Annotated in this window: 19 protein-coding genes; 4 read left to right on the top strand and 15 right to left on the bottom strand. The window is 67.3% G+C overall.

What is annotated here, in order from left to right:
* Positions 1 to 132: 132 nt before the first annotated feature.
* Positions 133 to 873: a cold-shock protein gene (locus PYV00_RS03695; protein ID WP_275227022.1), complete on the bottom strand. Its 741-nt coding sequence runs from the start codon at positions 871 to 873 to the stop codon at positions 133 to 135.
* 293 nt (positions 874 to 1166) lie between these two features.
* On the opposite strand from PYV00_RS03695, the gene PYV00_RS03700 reads away from it, so the two are divergent.
* The gene (locus PYV00_RS03700) at positions 1167 to 1598 is read left to right on the top strand and encodes a TIGR01244 family sulfur transferase (protein WP_275226902.1); all 432 of its coding nucleotides are present in this window, start codon (positions 1167 to 1169) and stop codon (positions 1596 to 1598) included.
* 167 nt (positions 1599 to 1765) lie between these two features.
* On the opposite strand, the gene PYV00_RS03705 is transcribed toward PYV00_RS03700, so the two are convergent.
* The 4 genes from PYV00_RS03705 to PYV00_RS03720 all read right to left on the bottom strand — a co-directional run bounded on the left by PYV00_RS03705 (position 1766) and on the right by PYV00_RS03720 (position 5963).
* A complete protein-coding gene (locus PYV00_RS03705) occupies positions 1766 to 3196 on the bottom strand; it encodes an ammonium transporter (RefSeq protein WP_275226903.1) in 1431 nt (476 codons plus the stop codon).
* A gap of 29 nt (positions 3197 to 3225) precedes the next feature.
* A complete protein-coding gene (locus PYV00_RS03710) occupies positions 3226 to 3564 on the bottom strand; it encodes a P-II family nitrogen regulator (protein WP_275226904.1) in 339 nt (112 codons plus the stop codon).
* Between the two features lie 150 nt (positions 3565 to 3714).
* Positions 3715 to 4419 (bottom strand): endonuclease/exonuclease/phosphatase family protein, encoded by a 705-nt coding sequence (locus PYV00_RS03715; RefSeq protein WP_275226905.1) that lies wholly within the window; start codon positions 4417 to 4419, stop codon positions 3715 to 3717.
* Positions 4420 to 4427: 8 nt separating this feature from the next.
* Entirely contained in the window at positions 4428 to 5963 is a 1536-nt protein-coding gene (locus tag PYV00_RS03720) for a peptide chain release factor 3 (protein WP_275226906.1), read from the bottom strand.
* A gap of 143 nt (positions 5964 to 6106) precedes the next feature.
* Between PYV00_RS03720 and PYV00_RS03725 the strand changes: the two genes are divergently transcribed.
* On the top strand, positions 6107 to 6703 hold the full coding sequence (locus tag PYV00_RS03725; protein ID WP_275226907.1) for a hypothetical protein: 597 nt from the start codon (positions 6107 to 6109) through the stop codon (positions 6701 to 6703).
* A 13-nt stretch (positions 6704 to 6716) separates the two neighbouring features.
* Here the strand turns inward: PYV00_RS03725 and PYV00_RS03730 are convergent, their stop codons facing one another.
* The 8 genes from PYV00_RS03730 to PYV00_RS03765 all read right to left on the bottom strand — a co-directional run bounded on the left by PYV00_RS03730 (position 6717) and on the right by PYV00_RS03765 (position 13976).
* Positions 6717 to 7466, bottom strand: a complete 750-nt coding sequence (locus PYV00_RS03730; protein WP_275226908.1) for an SDR family NAD(P)-dependent oxidoreductase — start codon at positions 7464 to 7466, stop codon at positions 6717 to 6719.
* A 26-nt stretch (positions 7467 to 7492) separates the two neighbouring features.
* Complete coding sequence (locus tag PYV00_RS03735) at positions 7493 to 8380, bottom strand: aldose 1-epimerase family protein (protein WP_275226909.1); 888 nt, start codon at positions 8378 to 8380, stop codon at positions 7493 to 7495.
* Positions 8381 to 8411: 31 nt separating this feature from the next.
* A complete protein-coding gene (gene pheT, locus PYV00_RS03740; RefSeq protein ID WP_275226910.1) occupies positions 8412 to 10820 on the bottom strand; it encodes a phenylalanine--tRNA ligase subunit beta in 2409 nt (802 codons plus the stop codon).
* A gap of 18 nt (positions 10821 to 10838) precedes the next feature.
* Positions 10839 to 11924, bottom strand: a complete 1086-nt coding sequence (gene pheS / locus PYV00_RS03745; protein WP_275226911.1) for a phenylalanine--tRNA ligase subunit alpha — start codon at positions 11922 to 11924, stop codon at positions 10839 to 10841.
* A gap of 101 nt (positions 11925 to 12025) precedes the next feature.
* Positions 12026 to 12385 (bottom strand): 50S ribosomal protein L20, encoded by a 360-nt coding sequence (rplT, locus tag PYV00_RS03750; protein WP_275226912.1) that lies wholly within the window; start codon positions 12383 to 12385, stop codon positions 12026 to 12028.
* A gap of 17 nt (positions 12386 to 12402) precedes the next feature.
* A complete protein-coding gene (gene rpmI, locus PYV00_RS03755) occupies positions 12403 to 12606 on the bottom strand; it encodes a 50S ribosomal protein L35 (protein ID WP_275226913.1) in 204 nt (67 codons plus the stop codon).
* Between the two features lie 144 nt (positions 12607 to 12750).
* Positions 12751 to 13197: a gamma-glutamylcyclotransferase family protein gene (locus PYV00_RS03760; RefSeq protein WP_275226914.1), complete on the bottom strand. Its 447-nt coding sequence runs from the start codon at positions 13195 to 13197 to the stop codon at positions 12751 to 12753.
* On the bottom strand, positions 13194 to 13976 hold the full coding sequence (locus PYV00_RS03765) for an inositol monophosphatase family protein (RefSeq protein ID WP_275226915.1): 783 nt from the start codon (positions 13974 to 13976) through the stop codon (positions 13194 to 13196). Before PYV00_RS03765 ends, PYV00_RS03760 begins: the two co-directional genes overlap by 4 nt.
* A 172-nt stretch (positions 13977 to 14148) precedes the next feature.
* On the opposite strand from PYV00_RS03765, the gene PYV00_RS03770 reads away from it, so the two are divergent.
* Positions 14149 to 15111 (top strand): helix-turn-helix domain-containing protein, encoded by a 963-nt coding sequence (locus PYV00_RS03770; protein WP_275226916.1) that lies wholly within the window; start codon positions 14149 to 14151, stop codon positions 15109 to 15111.
* A gap of 71 nt (positions 15112 to 15182) precedes the next feature.
* On the opposite strand, the gene PYV00_RS03775 is transcribed toward PYV00_RS03770, so the two are convergent.
* Complete coding sequence (locus PYV00_RS03775; protein ID WP_275226917.1) at positions 15183 to 16118, bottom strand: ribose-phosphate pyrophosphokinase; 936 nt, start codon at positions 16116 to 16118, stop codon at positions 15183 to 15185.
* Between the two features lie 105 nt (positions 16119 to 16223).
* Positions 16224 to 17204, bottom strand: a complete 981-nt coding sequence (glpX, locus tag PYV00_RS03780; RefSeq protein ID WP_275226918.1) for a class II fructose-bisphosphatase — start codon at positions 17202 to 17204, stop codon at positions 16224 to 16226.
* Between the two features lie 117 nt (positions 17205 to 17321).
* On the opposite strand from glpX, the gene PYV00_RS03785 reads away from it, so the two are divergent.
* Positions 17322 to 17720 carry a hypothetical protein gene (locus PYV00_RS03785; protein WP_275226919.1) on the top strand — a complete coding sequence of 133 codons (399 nt, stop codon included), beginning with the start codon at positions 17322 to 17324 and terminating at the stop codon, positions 17718 to 17720.
* Positions 17721 to 17739: the final 19 nt, after the last annotated feature.

Here is a 17739-nt window from a genome sequence, read left to right on the forward strand (position 1 = left end):
GGGTATCCTCGAAATCGAAAACAACGAAAGGGAAACGCAAACGACAAATGGCGGCCCCGATGGGCCGCCATTCACGCGCATTTAGGCTTTTGCCCGCCCCGGGTCAAATTACCGGGAACAAGGCAGGCCGGATCAACCCTGGCGCGGCACGAGGTTGACCGCCGAGTACTTTCCTCGTCGATCGACTTCGATGTCGAATTCCACCCGATCGCCTTCGTTGAGGCCCGACAGGCCCGAACGTTCGACCGCGCTGATATGCACGAAAGCATCAGGCTGCCCATCATCACGCGTGATGAAGCCGAAGCCCTTCATGCTGTTGAAGAATTTCACCGTGCCCGTGGCTTTCTCGCCAGTCAGCTGACGCTGCGGCGTTTCGCGCTTCTGCACCGCGATGACATCGCCGACGACTTGCAGGTCGCTCGCCGAAATCTTGCCGCCCCGGTCCACCAGCGTGAACTCAAGCTGCTGACCTTCGGCCAGCCCTTCAAGCCCCGCGCGTTCTACCGCGCTGATGTGCACGAACACGTCTTCGCCGCCTTCATCGCGCTGGATGAAGCCGAAGCCCTTGCTGGCGTTGAAGAACTTGACCGTGCCCTTGGCCTGGCCAACGACCTGGGCCGGCATTCCGCCGCCTGCGCCGCCGCCGCCACGATTACCGCCGCCAAAGCCGCCGCGAGGCGCACCTGCGCCAGCACCGCCGCCGCCGAACCGATCTTCCTGGAACCGATCCCCGCCGCCGCCGAAGCGGTCACCGCCGAATCTGTCTCCGCCTCCAAAGCGATCTTGCCCCGCAAAGAAGGGATCAAATCCTTCCTCTCCGAACCGATCCCGCTTGTCGCGTCCCCTACCGCGACGACCTCTATCAAAACCCATCTCTACGAACGTACCTTCGCTCCGCCCCACAAGCATTCGCCCGGCCGCGTGGACGAATCGCGCCGGGCGTCAGGGCAAGCAACCGACCATTGCGGACGGCCCTCTCCTGCAATTTCTTCTATACACAGCTTCACATGCAATGGCGAACATAATTACGCCTTGCGCAACGATAGCCGCGAAGTTGCTTGCGGCCTGCCAGGAAATCGACTTGCGCGAAGGCGCCGAAGGGGCTTCAAGATCGCGCGCCGAAGTAACGCGGGGCCCTTTTCGCCCCCCATATTCAGGATCGTGCCATGTTTCGCAAGCTTTCCGATTCCGTCTTCGCCAGCCCGCAGATCGGCCTGGCCGAAATCGCCGTCGCCCGGGAACAGGGCATCGGCCTGATCATCAACAACCGACCCGAAGGCGAAAGCGACGATCAGGTGCCCGGCCCCGAGATCGAGGCCGCGGCCCGAGCGGCGGGCATGGACTATGTGGCGATTCCGGTGACTCATGCCGGGTTCAGCCAGGCGCAAGTCGATGCCATGGCCGATGCGCTGATGAGGTCGGACAATCCGGTGCTGGCCTATTGCCGGTCAGGCACGCGCTCCACCCTGCTCTGGGCGCTGGCCCGCGCCAAGGCGGGCGACAATCCGGCGACGATCGCGGCGCGGGCGGCTACGGCGGGCTATGACGTTTCGCCGGTCCGGCCGCTGATCGACATGCTGGCCGCCGGCGGCGACTGACGCGGGCAATCCGCCTCTTCCCGACGACACCACATTCCTGCAGGCCATAAAAAGGGGCCGGAGCGGCTGGCTCCGGCCCTTTCAGTTTGTGTTCGCAGGAGGAACACCGGATGGCGGGGCGGGTGGGAGGAGAGGAGGAAAACCCGACCCCGCCAAACTCGTGAGACTTACATGTTGTAGGCGCGTTCGCCGTGGCTCGTGATGTCGAGGCCCTGGTTCTCGTCTTCGACGGCCGGACGCAGACCCATGGTCTTGCCGATGATGAAGAAGAGGATCGCCGAACCGACACCCGACCAGACCAGCGTGAACAGCACGGCCTTGATCTGCGTGACCAGCTGCGTGCCGATCGAATAGGTGCTCGGGTCGAACGCGGCGGGGAACTGCGTGTAGTCGAACACGCCCTGACCGCCGAGCGAGGGCGCCGCGACGATCGCGGTGCCGATGGCGCCGACGATACCGCCGATGCAGTGCACGCCGAACACGTCAAGGCTGTCGTCGTAGCCCAGCATGTTCTTCACCTTGGCGACGAAGATGTAGCAGATCGGCGAGACGACGAAGCCGAGGACGATGGCCGTCATCGGCGCGGCGAAGCCCGAAGCCGGGGTGATCGCGACGAGGCCGGCGACGGCACCCGTGGCGGCGCCCAACATGCTGGCCTTGCCGTGATGGACTTGCTCGACCAGCGACCAGCTCACCGCGGCGGCGCAAGTCGCGACCATGGTGTTGATGAAGGCGACAGCGGTAACGCCGTTGGCTTCGAGGTTGGAACCGGCGTTGAAGCCGAACCAGCCCACCCACAGCAGGCTGGCGCCGATCATCGTCATGACCAGCGAGTGCGGCGGCATCGGTTCCTTCGGATAGCCGGTACGCTTGCCGATCATGAGGCAGCCGACGAGGCCGGCGATGCCCGCGTTGATGTGAACGACGGTGCCGCCCGCGAAATCGAGCGCGCCCCAGCCCCACAGCAGGCCGTAATCGGTGGGCGCATCGACCAGGAAGTCCGGGCCGGCCCAGTACCAGACCATGTGGGCCATCGGGTAATAGACCACGATCGACCACAGCACGACGAAGACCATGATCGCGCTGAACTTCACGCGTTCGGCGAAAGCGCCGACGATCAGGGCCGGCGTGATCATCGCGAAGGTCATCTGGAACACGACGAACGTCAGTTCAGGCAGATAGACGTTGTTGCTGAACGTGGCGCCGAAGGTGGTTCCATCCACGCCGATCAGGAAAGCCTTGGAAAGGCCGCCGAAGAAGTGGTTTTCGCCACCCGAGGTGAAAGCCATCGAATAGCCCACGCAGCACCACAGCAGGCCCGCGATCGAAACGATCATGAACACCTGCATGCACACGCTCAGCATGTTCTTGGCGCGCACGAGGCCGCCGTAGAACAGGGCGAGGCCAGGGATCGACATCATCAGCACCAGCGCGGAGCTGATCAGCATCCAGGTGGTATCGCCCTTGTCGACCATGCCCGCCATCTGTTCGGCGGTGGGAGCCTTGATCGGGCCGGCGGCTTCCTGGGCCCAGACGGCAGTAGCGGCGAACATCGACGCGCCAAGCACGCCGGTGCCGCAAAGAATCTTGCGGATCATCGTGGATTCCCTCCTATCAGGGGCGCCGATCACAGCGCGGTGTCGCCGGATTCGCCAGTGCGGATGCGCACGGCGGATGCGAGGTCGAGGACAAAGATCTTGCCGTCACCAATCGCCTCGGTGCTGGCGACCTGCTGGATCGTCTCGACGATCTTGTCGGCCAGATCATCCGGCGCGGCGACTTCGATCTTCACCTTCGGCAGCATGTTGGTGGAGTATTCGGCGCCACGATAGATTTCGGTTTGCCCCTTCTGCCTCCCGAAGCCCTTCACCTCGGACACGGTCATGCCGGCGACGCCCACGGCGCCGAGTGCCTCGCGCACCTCGTCGAGCTTGAACGGCTTGATGATGGCTATGATGAACTTCATGCCTATCCCCTGTTAGCCACCGGCCGAGCGCCGGCGAACTGCCTTTAAGCAAGGGACGTGCCAGTTTACGGAATCGCAATATTCTCAATAAGCCTGCCTGGCGCCGCCGTCATGAGCCACAGTGAATCAGCCCGATTCATGGGCACCTGCCTAATTTTTGGGCAGGTCCAGCGCAGCACTGACCGGCAAATGGTCCGAACCCGTGGCCGAAAGCGGGCTGTGGTGCACGCCGGTGCGCAGGACGTGCCACTCATCGGAAACCACGATCCGGTCAAGCTGCGCGAGCGGCCGGCGCGACGGGAAGCTCCGCCCGGGCGACAGAACCCGCCAGTCCGGCTCGAACTCGCTAAAGCAGCCGCCGCGCACGGCCCATTCGTTGAAATCGCCCATGAGCACCGTCGGGCAGCGCGCGGCGCAGCCGGCCAGATGATCGAGCACGCTGCGGATCTGGTGCCGCCGGCGCAGGCCGGACAAATCGAGATGCATCCCGACCACGCGCACGCGCTGGCCGCCGGTTTCCAGATCGGCGCGAATCGCCCCGCGCGGTTCGAGCGTGGGCAGCGGCACCGGCGCGGCTTCGACCAGGGCGATATCGCGGCGCACCAGCAGCGCGTTGCCGTGCCAGCCCAGGCTATCGGGCTTCATTGACAGGGGCACGGGGCGATAGGCGGTGTGCTCGCGAATCGCCTCGAGCGGCAGTGCGCTCATCCGCCGGCCGAACCGGCGATCGGCTTCCTGCAAGGCGACCACGTCGGCGTCGATCTCGCGCAGGATCGCCAGGATCCGGTCGGGATCGCGGCGCCGGTCCAGCCCGACCGCCTTGTGGATGTTATAGCTGGCGAACGTGAGCTGCACCGGGGCCCTCAGCGCTCCTTGGTGGCGCTGAAGGTCAGGTCCGGGTTGCGCTCCTGCTGGTAGCCGACATCCCACGCCGAGCGCGCCATGAACACCGGATCGCCATCGCGGTCCCGCGCCAGGTTCATCTTGTTGAAATCGGCGAAATCCTTCAGCGCCTGATCGCTCCCCTTGAGCCAGCGCGCGGTATCGAACGGCGAGCCTTCGAGCACGGCCTCCACCTTGTATTCCGCTTCCAGCCGCGAAATCAGCACTTCGAGCTGGAGCTGGCCGACGACGCCGACGATCCACTGCGAGCCGATCTCCGGGTAGAACACCTGGATCACCCCTTCTTCCGACAGGTCGTCGAGCGCCTTGCGCAACTGCTTGGTCTTGGTCGGGTCTTTCAGCGCGACGCGGCGCAGGATTTCCGGCGCGAAGTTGGGCAGGCCGGTGAAGCGCACGTCATTCCTTTCCGACAGCGTATCGCCCACCCGCAAGGTGCCGTGGTTGGGAATGCCGATGATGTCGCCCGGCTCGGCGCTGTCGGCGATCTCGCGATCCTGCGCGAAGAACAGGATCGGCGAGTGCACCGCGATCGGCTTGCCCAGGCCCGAGGGCGTCAGCTTCATCCCGCGCTTGAACGTGCCTGAGACCAGCCGCATGAAGGCGATGCGATCGCGGTGCTGCGGGTCCATGTTGGCCTGCACCTTGAAGACAAAGCCGGTCACTTCATCGCGATCGGGACTGATCTCGCCGCCATCGGCGGGCTGCGGACGCGGCGGCGGCGCGAAAGCGGCAATCGCCTCGATCAGCGCGGCGACGCCGAAGTTCTTGAGCGCCGATCCGAAGTAGACCGGCGTCAGGTCACCGCCGCGATAGGCTTCCAGATCGAATTCGGGATAGCCGGCCTGCGCCAGTTCCAGCTCCTCGGCGACTTCGGGCGGCAGCGCGCCCGCATCCTCGACCTTGCCGAGAAATTCGCGGCTGTCGCCTTCGGGCCGGCTGATCTTGCCGGTGGCCAGGTCGAGCGCGCCCTGGAACAGCCCGCCCATCCCCACCGGCCACGACATCGGCGCGACATCGAGCGCGAGGACGTCGGCCACTTCGTCGAGCAGGTCGAAGCAGGCGCGGCCCTCGCGATCGACCTTGTTGATGAACGTGATGATCGGCACCGAACGCAGCCGGCAGACCTCGAACAGCTTCCTCGTCTGCGGCTCGATGCCCTTGGCCGCGTCGATCACCATGATCGCCGAATCGACCGCGGTGAGCGTGCGATAGGTATCCTCGGAAAAGTCCTCGTGGCCCGGCGTGTCGAGCAGGTTGAAGGTTATGGTGCTGCCATCGGGATTGGCGCGCTCGAACGTCATGACCGAACTGGTCACGGAAATGCCGCGCTGCTGCTCGATCTTCATCCAGTCCGACCGGGCGCGCCGTGCCTGCCCCCGCGCCTTGACCTCGCCGGCCAGGTGGATCGCGCCGCCTTGCAGCAGCAGCTTCTCGGTCAGCGTGGTCTTGCCCGCATCCGGGTGCGAAATAATTGCGAAAGTGCGACGACTGGACATAGGCGCGCGCCTATACCGCCACGGCCGCCTCGTCCATCCGCTAGCTGCGTTCGCCCGGCCCGGTTTTCAGCCGCCGCTTAACCCGATCTTAGCGCCACGGGAGCTATCCGGGCGCGGTCCTTCTCCATCGCGAGCGTTCGAAGATGCGCCTGAAGCCTGCCTGCCTTGCCACGCTCGCGGCGATCGTGATGACCGGCCTGCTGGCGGGTTGCGGCGCCTCCGGCACACATTACGACAAGACCCCGCAGCAAGTGGCCGCCGCGTTGCGCTCCGCCTATCTGCCCACGCATATCCTGGGCAGCACGGTCAAGGGCAGCCGCGTCAGCCAGGCGTCCGACGGGGCGATCGTCACCGCGCTGCTGGACGAAAACGGGCGCGAGCTGATGCGCTTCGTCACCACGGTCACGCCGGATGGTGCCGGATCGCGCGTGGCCACCGCGGTGGAGCCGCCCCACGGCGCCAACGCGGAACGCGCCGGCAAGGCCATGGCGCAGAACGGCTATGCCATGGGGCTGATGAAGCTGCTGGCCAAGGAGCACGTCGCGGCCGCGATCGAAGGCCGCCCGTTCGACATGATGTTCGCCAGCCCGCCAATGGCCAAGGAGATGCTGGGCGCGATGCCCGACGTGCAGGCCCGGATCAATCAGGCCAACGCTGGCGCCATGGACGAAGCCCGGGCCGACCAGGACGGCGAATCCGAGGAATTCACCGAGGACGACTGGGGCGGTTCGCGCAACTGACGCCCCCTTCCGATCACCCCTCGCGCGCGACCTGGAAGCCGGCGAAGGACTGGTTCACCGGCATGAGTTCCAGCGCATTGATGTTCATGTGCGGCGGCAGCGAAGCGACCCACAGCACCGTCTCGGCGATGTCCGCCCCGGTCAGCGGGTTGACGCCCGCGTAAAGCTGGTCCGAGGCCGCCTGATCGCCGCCGTTGCGCACCAGCGTGAATTCGGTTTCGACCATGCCCGGCTCGATCGAAGTGACGCGCACGCCGGTGCCAGCCAGGTCCGAGCGCAGGCCCAGCGAGAACTGCCGCACGAAGGCCTTGCTGGCGCCATAGACGTTGCCGCCGGTGTAGGGATATGTCGCCGCGACCGAGGACAGATTGACGATCCCCCCCTTGCGCGCGATTAGCCCGGGCAGCAGCTTGTGCGTCAGCGAGACCAGCGCGGTGACGTTGGTATCGATCATCACTTTCCAGTCCGCCAGGTCCGATGCCTGGGCCGGAGACGTGCCCAGCGCCAGCCCGGCATTGTTCACCAGGCAATCGATCCCGGCGAATTCCGCCGGCAGCGAATCGAGCGCGATGTCGCGGGCGGCCTCGTCGCGCACATCGAACAGGCAGGGATGGATCACATCCGCGCCGAATTCGGCGACGAGCGCGTCGAGCCGTTCGGCCCGGCGCCCCGTGGCGATCACCCGCCAGCCAGCCCGCGCGAACGTGCGCGCGCAAGCCTCGCCAATGCCGGCGGTGGCGCCGGTAACAAGCACTGTCTTCATGCGGCTGCTCCTTATGCGGGCACGACTTATGCAGGCACTACGGTCACGTCCATGCGCAGGCAATGGACCGCGCCGGGCGGCAAGGTGATGACGCCGGGCCTGTCGCGGAAATCGCCCGCAAAGTCAGCGGCGTCGGCCAGACCATGCCACGGCTCGATGCAGATATAGCCGGCGCCCGGCTTCTGCCACACGCCCATGAACGGCGTATCGGGAAAGGCGATCTCCAGCCGGGGCGTGCCAGTGGGGCCGTGATAGGCCAGACGCCGGCTGGCCAGCCTGTCCCAGATCAGCGCGTCACCCACGAACAGATCGGGCGAGAGCCTCAGGCTCTTGCCATCGAGCGGGCTTTCCGCATGTCCCGCGACCAGCCCCTGGTCGTCGAGGCAACGGATATCGGCGGGCTCGGCATGTTCGAACGTCACCGCATGGGCCAGCTTCTCGCCGCCATCGGGCAGCGGCCAGGCGAAGGCGGGGTGGAAGCCGAAGCTGAACGGCAGGGACTCGTTGCCGGGATTGGCGATCCGCGCCTCCATTTCAAGCCGGCCGTCCAGCGTCAGGCGGAAGCCCATTTCGAGCACGAAGGCGAAAGGATAGTGCGCCCGCGTCTCGTCGCTGTCGGTCAGGCGGAAGCGCGCCACGTCAGCGCGCCGCTCGACCAGCGCGAACGGGCTGCGCCGGGCGAAACCGTGGCGCGCCATGGCGAATTCACGATCCCCCAGCCGATACGTTCCGCCGCGCAGCTCGCCGACGATCGGAAACAGGATCGGCGCGTGCCCGGTCCAGAACGCCGGATCGGCATCGGTCATGTACTCGCGGCCTTGCGCGTCGGTCAGCGACCAGAGCTCGGCGCCCAGCGGATGGATGCGGGCGGTGAGCCCGCCCGATGCGATGCTTACGAGGTCTGCGTCCGCCACGAGCGTTCTCCCTGGTTGGCGCGCTGCGCCATCACCCCCTCAGCACCGCTCCCAGCTTCGCGGCGGCCCGGGTGACATTGTCCGCGATCGCCTTGAGGTCTTCCTCGTTATAGCTCTTTTCGCCCGGTTGCAGCGTCACTTCGATCGCCAGCGACTTCTGGCCATCGGGCACGCCCTGCCCCCGGAAATCGTCAAACAGCCGGGCCGCGACGATATTCGCCTTGTCGGCGCCTTGCACCACGCGCACCAGATCGCCCGCCGGCAGGGCGGCCGGCACGAGGAAGGCATAGTCGCGCTTGACCGGCTGCAGGGCCGGCGGCGCGTAATGCGCCCGCGCGAAGCCCGCCGCGCCCTTGCGCGGGGGAATCGCATCGAGATGGATTTCGGCGAGCGCCACCGGCGCGTCGATATCGAATTGCCGCGCCACGCCCGGATGCAACATGCCAAAGCGCGCGAGCACGGTCTTGGGCCCCAGCCGCAGCGTCGCCGACTGGCCGGGGTGGAACTGCGGCCCGGCCTCGTCCATCACTTGCAGCTTGTCGACCGGCGCGCCCGCCTCGGCCAGCAGCGCCATGGCCTCGGCCTTGGCATCGTAGGCGTCGAACGGCACGGCCTTGCCCGTGGCCCAGCCCCGCGCGGCCTTCTCTCCCACAAGCACGAGCCCCAGCGTCAGCCGCTCGTCGCTGGCGCCGGCATCGCCGCGCAGATAGCGCCGGCCGATCTCGAACAGGCGCAAGCCGCTGGCGCCGCGATCGAGATTGCGGCGCGCGGCCGAAAGCAGCCCCGGCAGCAGCGAGGGGCGCATCGCCTTCATGTCCTCGCTGATCGGATTGGCCAGAATCCACAGGCCGCCGTTGCCCCCGGCGAAAGCCTCGGCCTCGGGTGTGGGCAGGAACGACCACGTCACCGCTTCCTGCAAGCCGCGCGCGGCGGCGGCGCGGCGCACGCGCCGTTCCAGCTTCTGCGCCGAAGTCGCGGTCGGCCGCGCCACGCCATCGGCGCGCGGCAAGGCCACGCTGGCAACCTTGTCGATGCCGTGGATGCGCACCACTTCCTCGACGATGTCCGGGGCGCCGTCGATATCCGGGCGCCAGCCGGGCACCGTGACCGCCCAGGCCGCGTCCGCCGCCGGGCCCGCCAGCACGAAGCCCAGGCTTTCGAGGATGCGCTTCTGTTCGTCCGGCGGGACCGAAACCCCGCCCAGCCGATCGACCAGCGCGGGATCGAATGGCACCACTTTCGGCGTGGCGGGCGCCGCGCCGGCCCGCACGACCTCCGAAGCCTCGCCGCCGCACAGCGTCTGGATCAGGCCGGTCAGGTGCGCGAGCCCGGTATCGAGGAAGGCCGGATCGATCCCCCGCTCGAACCGGCTGCGCGCGTCCGAGGTCAGGTTGAGCTTGCGGCCGGTACGGGCGATCCGTTCGGGATCGAAATAGGCGATTTCGAGCAGGACGTCAGTGGTCGCCTCCGAGCAACCCGAATGCTCGCCGCCCATGATGCCGGCGATATCGTGCACGCCGGCATCATCGGCGATCACGGTCATCTCGGCATCGAGCGTATAGGTCTTCTCGTTGAGTGCCGTCACCGTCTCGCCCGCGAGCGCGCGCCGCGCGACGACCGCGCCGTTAAGCCGGGCGAGATCATAGGCGTGGGCCGGCCGGCCATAAGCCAGCATCATGTAGTTGGTCGCATCGACCAGCGCCGAGATCGGCCGCTGCCCGGCCGACTTCAGCCGATCCTGCAGCCATTGCGGCGAAGGGCCGTTGCGCACGCCGCGAATCACCCGCCCGAAGAACGCGGGGCAACCCTCGGGATCGTCGGTGCGAATCTCGACCGGGCAGGGGAAACTCCCCGCGATCTCGACCTTCGCGATCGGTTCGAGCGTGCCCAGGCCAGCGGCGGCAAGGTCGCGGGCGATGCCGTAGACGCCCATGCAGTCCGGCCGATTGGGCGTGATCGCGATGTCGAACACCGGATCGGACCCGTGGTAGTCGGCGAAGGCCGTGCCGACCGGCGCATCCTCGGGCAGCTCGATGATGCCGTCGTGATCCTCGCCCAGCTCCAGCTCGCGGGTCGAGCACATCATGCCGTTCGATTCGACACACCGGATCGCGGACTTCTTCAGCACCAGGCCATTGGCCGGAACGGTCGCGCCCGGCAGGCCGAGCACGCCGACCAGCCCCGCGCGGGCATTGGGCGCGCCGCAGACCACCTGCAACGGCTCACCCTCGCCGGTATCGACCGTGAGCACTTGCAGCTTGTCGGCATCGGGATGGCGCGCGGCGGTGAGCACGCGCGCGACGCGAAAGCCGGCCAGCTTCGCGGCGGGGTCTTCGATGCCTTCGACTTCAAGGCCGATGGCGTTGAGCGTGTCGGCGATCTGGTCGACCGTGGCTTCGGTGGCAAGGTATTGCTTGAGCCAGGAAAGCGAGAATTTCATGCGATCTGTCCTTGCCGCTCAGGCCGGCGTGCCGACGCCGCCCGAAAGGGTCGGCACGTCGAGGGCGGAAAATCCGTAGTGGGAAAGCCAGCGCACATCGCCATCGAAGAAGGCGCGCAGATCGTCCATGCCGTATTTCAGCATGGCCAGCCGATCGACGCCGGTGCCGAAGGCGAAGCCCTGCCACTCGTCGGGGTCGAGCCCGCCAAATTCGATGACCCGGCGATTGACCATGCCCGAGCCCAGCACTTCCATCCACCCATCCGCGCCGCCGACCACGCGCTTGCCGTTGACCAGCGTATAGCCGACATCGACCTCCACCGAAGGCTCGGTGAACGGAAAATAGCTGGGGCGCAGGCGCAGGACGATGTCCTCACGCTCGAAGAAGGCCTTGAGGAAGGTTTCGAGCGTCCACTTGAGGTGACCCAGGTGGATGCCCTTGTCGATGACGAGGCCCTCGATCTGGTGGAACATCGGCGTGTGCGTCGCGTCGCTGTCCGAGCGGTAGACCCGGCCCGGCGCGATCACCCGCAGCGGCGCGCCATGCCGCAGCATCGAGCGGATCTGCACCGGCGACGTGTGCGTGCGCAGCAGCATCTCGCGGTTGTTCGCATCGCGGTCAGGGAAATAGAACGTATCGTGCATCGCCCGGGCCGGGTGGCTTTCGGGCATGTTGAGCGCGGTGAAGTTGTGCCAGTCGTCCTCGATCTCGGGCCCGGTGGCGACGGCGAAACCCATGTCGGCGAAGATCTCGGCCAGTTCGTCCATGACTTGCGAAATCGGATGGACCGAACCGCGCGGCAACTCCGGCGCGGGCAGCGACAGGTCGATCGTCTCGGCCGCGAGCCGGGCATCGAGCGCGGCGCCTTCCAGCGCGGCCTTGCGCGCCGCCAGCGCCTCAGTGACGCTTTCGCGCAAGGCGTGGATCTTCGGACCCTCGGCCTTGCGCTCGTCCGGGCTGATCGCGCCCAGCGTCTTGAGCAGGCCCGAGACCGAACCCTGCTTGCCCAGCGCGGCGACCCGCACCTGTTCCAGCGCCGCCACATCGCCGGCGGCCGCGATCTCATCAAGCAGGCCGGCTTTCAACTGGTCGATGTCACTCATGATTCTTCCCGACGGTTTCGACGCGAAAAGGGCGCGAACGGCACCTGCCGCTCACGCCCCTTCCAATCGCGCCTAGAAACGAAATTCGTGTGTCGGCGTGATTACGCCGGCAACGCCGCCTTCGCCTGCGCGATGACGGCGCTAAACACGGCGCCTTCGTTCATCGCAAGGTCGGCCATGGCCTTGCGGTCCAGCTCGATCCCGGCGAGCTTGGCGCCGTGAATGAACTGCGAATAGGTCAGCCCTTCATTGCGGACGGCCGCGTTGATGCGCTGGATCCACAGGGCGCGGAAATTCCGCTTCTTCACCTTGCGGTCGCGATAGGCGTACTGGCCGGCCTTTTCGACCGCCTGGCGCGCGATGCGGATGGTGTTCTTGCGGCGGCCCCGGTAGCCCTTGGCCTGATCCAGGATCCGCTTGTGCTTGGCGCGCGTGGTGACGCCACGTTTGATGCGGGACATTGGCTAGTACTCCTGTCTCAGTTGAGCCCGTAGGGCGCCCACTTCTTGATCACCCTGGCATCGGGTTCGGAAATGACCTCGGTGCCGCGGTTCTGGCGGATGTACTTGCCGTTGTGGCTAATCAGGCGGTGGCGCTTGCCGGCAACGCCGTGCTTCACCTTGCCGGTAGCGGTGAGCTTGAAGCGCTTCTTCACACCGCTCTTGGTCTTCAGCTTGGGCATTTTCGTCTCCTTGTCAGGGACACGTCCGGTCAGCCCTGGCAGCCCATTTCGCCAGGCCGACCCACGAATCTCGCAAAAGATCCAACCGTGTCGATTGAAGGGCGCGCCTTTAGTGCGATGGGCGCCGAAAGGCAAGAGCCGCGATCAGATGCCGTTGCGCCGCGTCGAGAACGGGCGCCGTCCCGTCGCCGCCAGCCAGGCCAGGAAATCGCCCGAAGCGATCGGCCGGGCGCGCGCCGGCAGCGCGCCGCGCCAGACATAGGCCTGCGCCCGCGCCCGCCCGCCGCCCTGCGCCAGCACCGGCAGCGTGGCGCGGCGATAGTCGCGGCCTTCGTAGCGATCGAGCCGGGCCAGGTCGCGCACGGTCAGCCGCACGTCGCACAGCGTGCCCCAGGCCCGCTGCCCCGGCCGGCCGGGGATGAGCGCGGGAAACCAGCCGTCACCGGCCGGAATCGCCACCAGCCGGCCGGCCAGGCTGGCCCTGGCGCAAGCCCCCAGTCGCGGCTCCAGCCAGCGCGCCATGCGCGTGCGCGCGCCGCCCTGCAGCGTGCCGTAGAAGAAGAAGCGCCGCGTCCGCAACGCGCCGCTCAATGATGGCAGGCCAGCGCTTCGACCACGTCCTCAAGCCGCGCGGGATCGCCGATCGCCAGCACGCTGCCCTCGGACGCGGCATGGAGCGGATCGCCGTTCCAGTCGCACATCGTGCCCCCCGCGCCTTCGACCACCGGCACCAGCGCCGCCCAGTCATGCAGCTTGAGCCCGGCCTCGCAGACCAGATCGATATGGCCCGAGGCGAGCAGGCCATAGTTGTAGCAATCGCCGCCCATCATCATCCGCCGGTGATCGGTGCGGGCGGCCAGCGCCATGAAGTGATCCCCCTGATGATCGTCGAAATACTGCGGCCCGGTGGTCGCGAGCGCGGCATCGGCCAGTTCGCGGCAGGCGCGGGTGTGCGCCGGCTTGCCGCCGAACAGGGTCGGCCGCCCGCTCGCGCCGATCCAGCGCTCGCCCAGAATCGGCTGGTCGATCACGCCCAGCACGGGCCAGCCATCGACCAGCAGCGCGATCAGCGTCCCGAAAATCGGCCGCCCGGCCAGGAACGAGACCGTGCCGTCGATCGGATCGAGCACCCAGCTACGCCCCGACGATCCTTCATCGGTGCCGAACTCTTCCCCGATCACGCCATCGCGCGGCACTTCGGCCTTCAGGATGCGGCGCATCGCTTCCTCGGCGGCGCGATCGGCGATCGTCACGGGCGAGGCGTCCAGCTTGCGCTCGGAAGCGATTCCGGCCCGGAAATGCGGGCGGATGGCGTCTCCGGCGGCATCCGCCAGACGCAGGGCGATAGCGAGTTCGGTGTCCAGTCTCATCTTGCCGGGGTGTGGCCGCGCATCCGCCCGCTGGTCAAGCGACAAGCGGCAATGATCCGATACGGAGGCAAATCTGGCCCGAAATCCGGGCGACAATTCGGCAAATCGATTCAAGAATCCCCACGTCGCAAGCCGCGACAGGCCGCCGGTCCGATATCGGCATGAGGAGGACATGCAACACAAACACCTGCCCGCGCACGATCCGCGCATCACGCCCGAACAAGGCGTTTCACGCGATGGCCAGCCGCTGTCCTACAATCGTGCGCCCGCCGCCGATCTCGCGCCCTGGATCGCGCGGCTCTATGTCGCCAAGACCGACGCGCCGGAAGGCCACTGCCTGTCCTGCGGCCTGCTGAACGACACTGCCTTCATCCGCATCCAGCTTGCCGGCCACTGGGTCGCCGAAACGGCGGCGGGGCGCGTGACGCACGATCGCTCCGCGCTGTTCTTCGGCCCGCAATCGCGGCGTATGCCGATTTCGGTGACGGGCGGCTTCGTCAGCCTTGGCATTTCGCTGCGCCCCGGCGCCTGCACCGTGCTGAAGGGCCCCCGGATCGGCGATTACCTTGACCGGATCGTCTCGGTGGACGAAATCGTGCCCGCCCATGCGGCCGCGCTGACAACCACCCAACTGCTCGAGCGCTTCGATCCGGCCGCCCCGTCCGAAGACTGGCTGGGCGAGTTGGAACGGCTGGTGCGCCTCCGGGTGGAGCGCGCGGGCCGCCCGCTGCCAGACCCCGTCGCCGTCCGGTTCGAGACCATTTCCTTCGCCGATCCGACGATGTCGGTCATCGAGGCCGCGCGCGAGATCGGCATCGACCGGCGCCGGCTCGAACGCATCGTCAGCCGCGATTTCGGCCTGCCGCCCAAGCAGGTGCTGTGCCGGGCGCGCGCGCTCGACATGGCCAGCCACTTGCGCGGCGTGGCCGATGCCGACGAAGCGGCGGCGCTGGCGCTGCGCTATTACGACGACAGCCATCTGATCCGCGAGTTCACCGGGCTGTTCGGCATGTCCCCGCGCCAGTTCGCCGCGACGCCGCAGCCGCTGATGACCAGCGCGCTCGAATCGCGCCAGGCCCGCCGCCTGGAAGCGCTGCACCGGATCGAGCCGGGCCAGAGCCGGCCCTGGGAATAACGGACGCCCCCGGCGGGAGGCCGGTGGGCTGGTGCCGTCATGCGCCGACAGGCGCGTTCCCGGACAGGCGCTTAATCGAAGAGGCTGGAGACCGAGCTTTCGTCGGCGATCCGGCGGATCGCCTCGCCCAGCAGCGGCGCGATGGTGAGGATGCGGATGCGGTTCGAATCCCGGGCGGCATCGGTGGCCAGGATCGAATCGGTGATCACCAGTTCCTTCAGCGCCGAATTCGTCACGCGCGCCACCGCCCCGCCCGAAAGCACGCCATGGGTGATATAGGCGGTGACGCTTTTCGCGCCGTCGTCCAGCAGCGCCTGCGCGGCGTTGCACAGGGTGCCGCCCGAATCGATGATGTCGTCGATCAGGATGCAGGTCCGGCCCCTCACGTCGCCGATGATGTTCATCACTTCGGACTGGCCGGGCCGGTCACGCCGCTTGTCGACGATGGCGAGCGGCGCGTTGTCGAGCCGCTTGGCCAGCGCGCGCGCGCGCACCACGCCGCCCACGTCTGGCGAGACCACGGTAAGATCCTGCCCGCCCAGCCGCGCCTGGATGTCCGCGGCCATGACCGGGGCGGCGAACAGGTTGTCGGTCGGGATATCGAAGAAGCCCTGGATCTGGCCGGCGTGAAGATCGACCGAGAGCACGCGATCGGCCCCCGCCTCGGTGATCAGGTTGGCCACCAGCTTGGCCGAGATCGGCGTGCGCGGCCCCGGCTTGCGGTCCTGCCGGGCATAGCCGAAATAGGGGACGACCGCCGTGATCCGCTTGGCCGAGGCGCGGCGCAGCGCATCGATGCAGATCAGCAGCTCCATCAGGTTGTCGTTCGCCGGGAAGCTGGTGGGCTGGACGACGAAGACATCCTCGCCGCGCACGTTCTCGTGGATCTCGACAAAGACTTCCTCGTCCGCGAAACGGCGCACGCTGGCGTCGGTAAGCGGCAGTTCGAGGTAGCCCGCGATCGCACGAGCGAGCGGCAGGTTGCTGTTACCAGACATGATCTTCATGGCGGTGGTTCCCCGGGAGCGCGACTGAACGGGCACGCGTCTAGCCCAGCGTCACGCGATTGCAATATAGCCGAGGCGCCTTTTCCCCGCCGCCGGGACCGCCGATCACTCGTGGTGTTCGCCGCGAATCCAGCGCACGGTGCCCGAACTGGCGCGCATCACCACGCTGTCGGTCGTCATCTTGCCGCCCTTCAGGTGCTTGACGCCTTGCAGCAGCGAACCGCTGGTGACGCCAGTGGCGGCGAAGATGCAATCGCCCTTGGCGAGCTCTTCAAGCTGGTAGATCTTGTTGAGATCCTCGATGCCCCACTTGCGGGCGCGGGCGCGTTCGTCATCGTTGCGGAACAGCAGCCGGCCCTGGAACTGGCCGCCGACGCAGCGCAGCGCAGCAGCCGCCAGCACGCCTTCGGGCGCGCCACCCGATCCCATGTACATGTCGACCGTGGTGTTCTCGTCCGTCACCGCGATCACGCCCGCGACGTCGCCATCGGGGATGAGCTGGATGCCGCAGCCGATCGCGCGCAGTTCGGCGATCAGCTCGGCATGGCGCGGCCGGTCGAGCACGCAGACGATGATGTCCTCGGGCTTCACGCCCTTGGCGGCGGCGACCGACCTGACGTTCTCGGTCGGGCTCTTGGCCAGATCGATCACGCCGTGCGGATAGCCCGGCCCGACGGCCAGCTTGTCCATGTAGACGTCGGGCGCGTTGAGCAGGCAGCCCTCTTCGCCGGCGGCCAGCACCGCCAGCGCGTTCGGCCCGGCCTTGGCGGTGATCGTCGTGCCTTCCAGCGGATCGAGCGCGATGTCGATCTTCGGCCCCTTGCCGGGCGCGCCGCCGACCTTCTCGCCGATGTAGAGCATCGGCGCCTCGTCGCGCTCACCCTCGCCGATCACCACGGTGCCGTCGATGTAGAGTTCGTCGAAAGCCTTGCGCATCGCTTCGACGGCGGCATGATCGGCGGCCTTCTCGTCGCCCCGGCCGATAAGGTGGGAAGCGGCGATGGCGGCGGCTTCGGTCACGCGCACCATCTCGAGAACGAGGACGCGATCAAGGACCTGACTGTGGGGCGGCAAAGGCTCGTTCATGTTCAGTCCGAAATAAGACGCGCGGGACGGGTTCGGCCAAGCGCTTAGACAGGGGAACCGGAATTGTCGAGAAGCAGTATGCGGCTTATGGCGCTCGCGGCGGCAACGGCAGTCTCCATGCCGGCGCAAGCGCAGGAATCCGCCGGTTCATCCGATGCCCGGGTGGCCGAGATGCTGCTGCGCGCCCGTGACGCCTATGACACCGATTCGGCGCGGCGGCGCTGCGACCGGGCCGCCGCCGGCCAGGAAATCGTCGTCTGCGCGCAGGACGACGCGCGCTTCCGCGTCCCTTCCACCAGCCAGAGCGACCCGCTCTCGCCCGAAGCGCTGGATGATGGCCGGTTGCACGCGCCGGACCTTGAGCCGAAATACCCCGGCCCGGTGGTCGCGCGCGGCTGCTTCATCCCGCCGTGCCCCCGGCCGCCGGCCTACATGATCGACTTGTCCACGATCCCCGAAGCGCCGCCGGGATCGGATGCCGACAAGATCGCCAGGGGCGAAATGCGCGCGCCGTGATTCGGCCGGGCCTGGCGAG

Origin of the sequence: Novosphingobium album (ex Liu et al. 2023) (genome assembly GCF_029076845.1) — a bacterium.
In the GTDB taxonomy this organism is placed as follows: Bacteria; Pseudomonadota; Alphaproteobacteria; order Sphingomonadales; family Sphingomonadaceae; genus Novosphingobium.

What these genes read in the sequence shown, in the direction of transcription:
- PYV00_RS03695 (WP_275227022.1), bottom strand. Translation starts at nt 873, where the DNA reads ATGGGTTTTGATAGAGGTCGTCGCGGTAGGGGACGCGACAAGCGGGAT.
- PYV00_RS03700 (WP_275226902.1), top strand. Translation starts at nt 1,167, where the DNA reads ATGTTTCGCAAGCTTTCCGATTCCGTCTTCGCCAGCCCGCAGATCGGC.
- PYV00_RS03705 (WP_275226903.1), bottom strand. Translation starts at nt 3,196, where the DNA reads ATGATCCGCAAGATTCTTTGCGGCACCGGCGTGCTTGGCGCGTCGATG.
- PYV00_RS03710 (WP_275226904.1), bottom strand. Translation starts at nt 3,564, where the DNA reads ATGAAGTTCATCATAGCCATCATCAAGCCGTTCAAGCTCGACGAGGTG.
- PYV00_RS03720 (WP_275226906.1), bottom strand. Translation starts at nt 5,963, where the DNA reads ATGTCCAGTCGTCGCACTTTCGCAATTATTTCGCACCCGGATGCGGGC.
- PYV00_RS03725 (WP_275226907.1), top strand. Translation starts at nt 6,107, where the DNA reads ATGCGCCTGAAGCCTGCCTGCCTTGCCACGCTCGCGGCGATCGTGATG.
- PYV00_RS03730 (WP_275226908.1), bottom strand. Translation starts at nt 7,466, where the DNA reads ATGAAGACAGTGCTTGTTACCGGCGCCACCGCCGGCATTGGCGAGGCT.
- pheT (WP_275226910.1), bottom strand. Translation starts at nt 10,820, where the DNA reads ATGAAATTCTCGCTTTCCTGGCTCAAGCAATACCTTGCCACCGAAGCC.
- pheS (WP_275226911.1), bottom strand. Translation starts at nt 11,924, where the DNA reads ATGAGTGACATCGACCAGTTGAAAGCCGGCCTGCTTGATGAGATCGCG.
- rplT (WP_275226912.1), bottom strand. Translation starts at nt 12,385, where the DNA reads ATGTCCCGCATCAAACGTGGCGTCACCACGCGCGCCAAGCACAAGCGG.
- rpmI (WP_275226913.1), bottom strand. Translation starts at nt 12,606, where the DNA reads ATGCCCAAGCTGAAGACCAAGAGCGGTGTGAAGAAGCGCTTCAAGCTC.
- PYV00_RS03765 (WP_275226915.1), bottom strand. Translation starts at nt 13,976, where the DNA reads ATGAGACTGGACACCGAACTCGCTATCGCCCTGCGTCTGGCGGATGCC.
- PYV00_RS03770 (WP_275226916.1), top strand. Translation starts at nt 14,149, where the DNA reads ATGCAACACAAACACCTGCCCGCGCACGATCCGCGCATCACGCCCGAA.
- PYV00_RS03775 (WP_275226917.1), bottom strand. Translation starts at nt 16,118, where the DNA reads ATGAAGATCATGTCTGGTAACAGCAACCTGCCGCTCGCTCGTGCGATC.
- glpX (WP_275226918.1), bottom strand. Translation starts at nt 17,204, where the DNA reads ATGAACGAGCCTTTGCCGCCCCACAGTCAGGTCCTTGATCGCGTCCTC.
- PYV00_RS03785 (WP_275226919.1), top strand. Translation starts at nt 17,322, where the DNA reads ATGCCGGCGCAAGCGCAGGAATCCGCCGGTTCATCCGATGCCCGGGTG.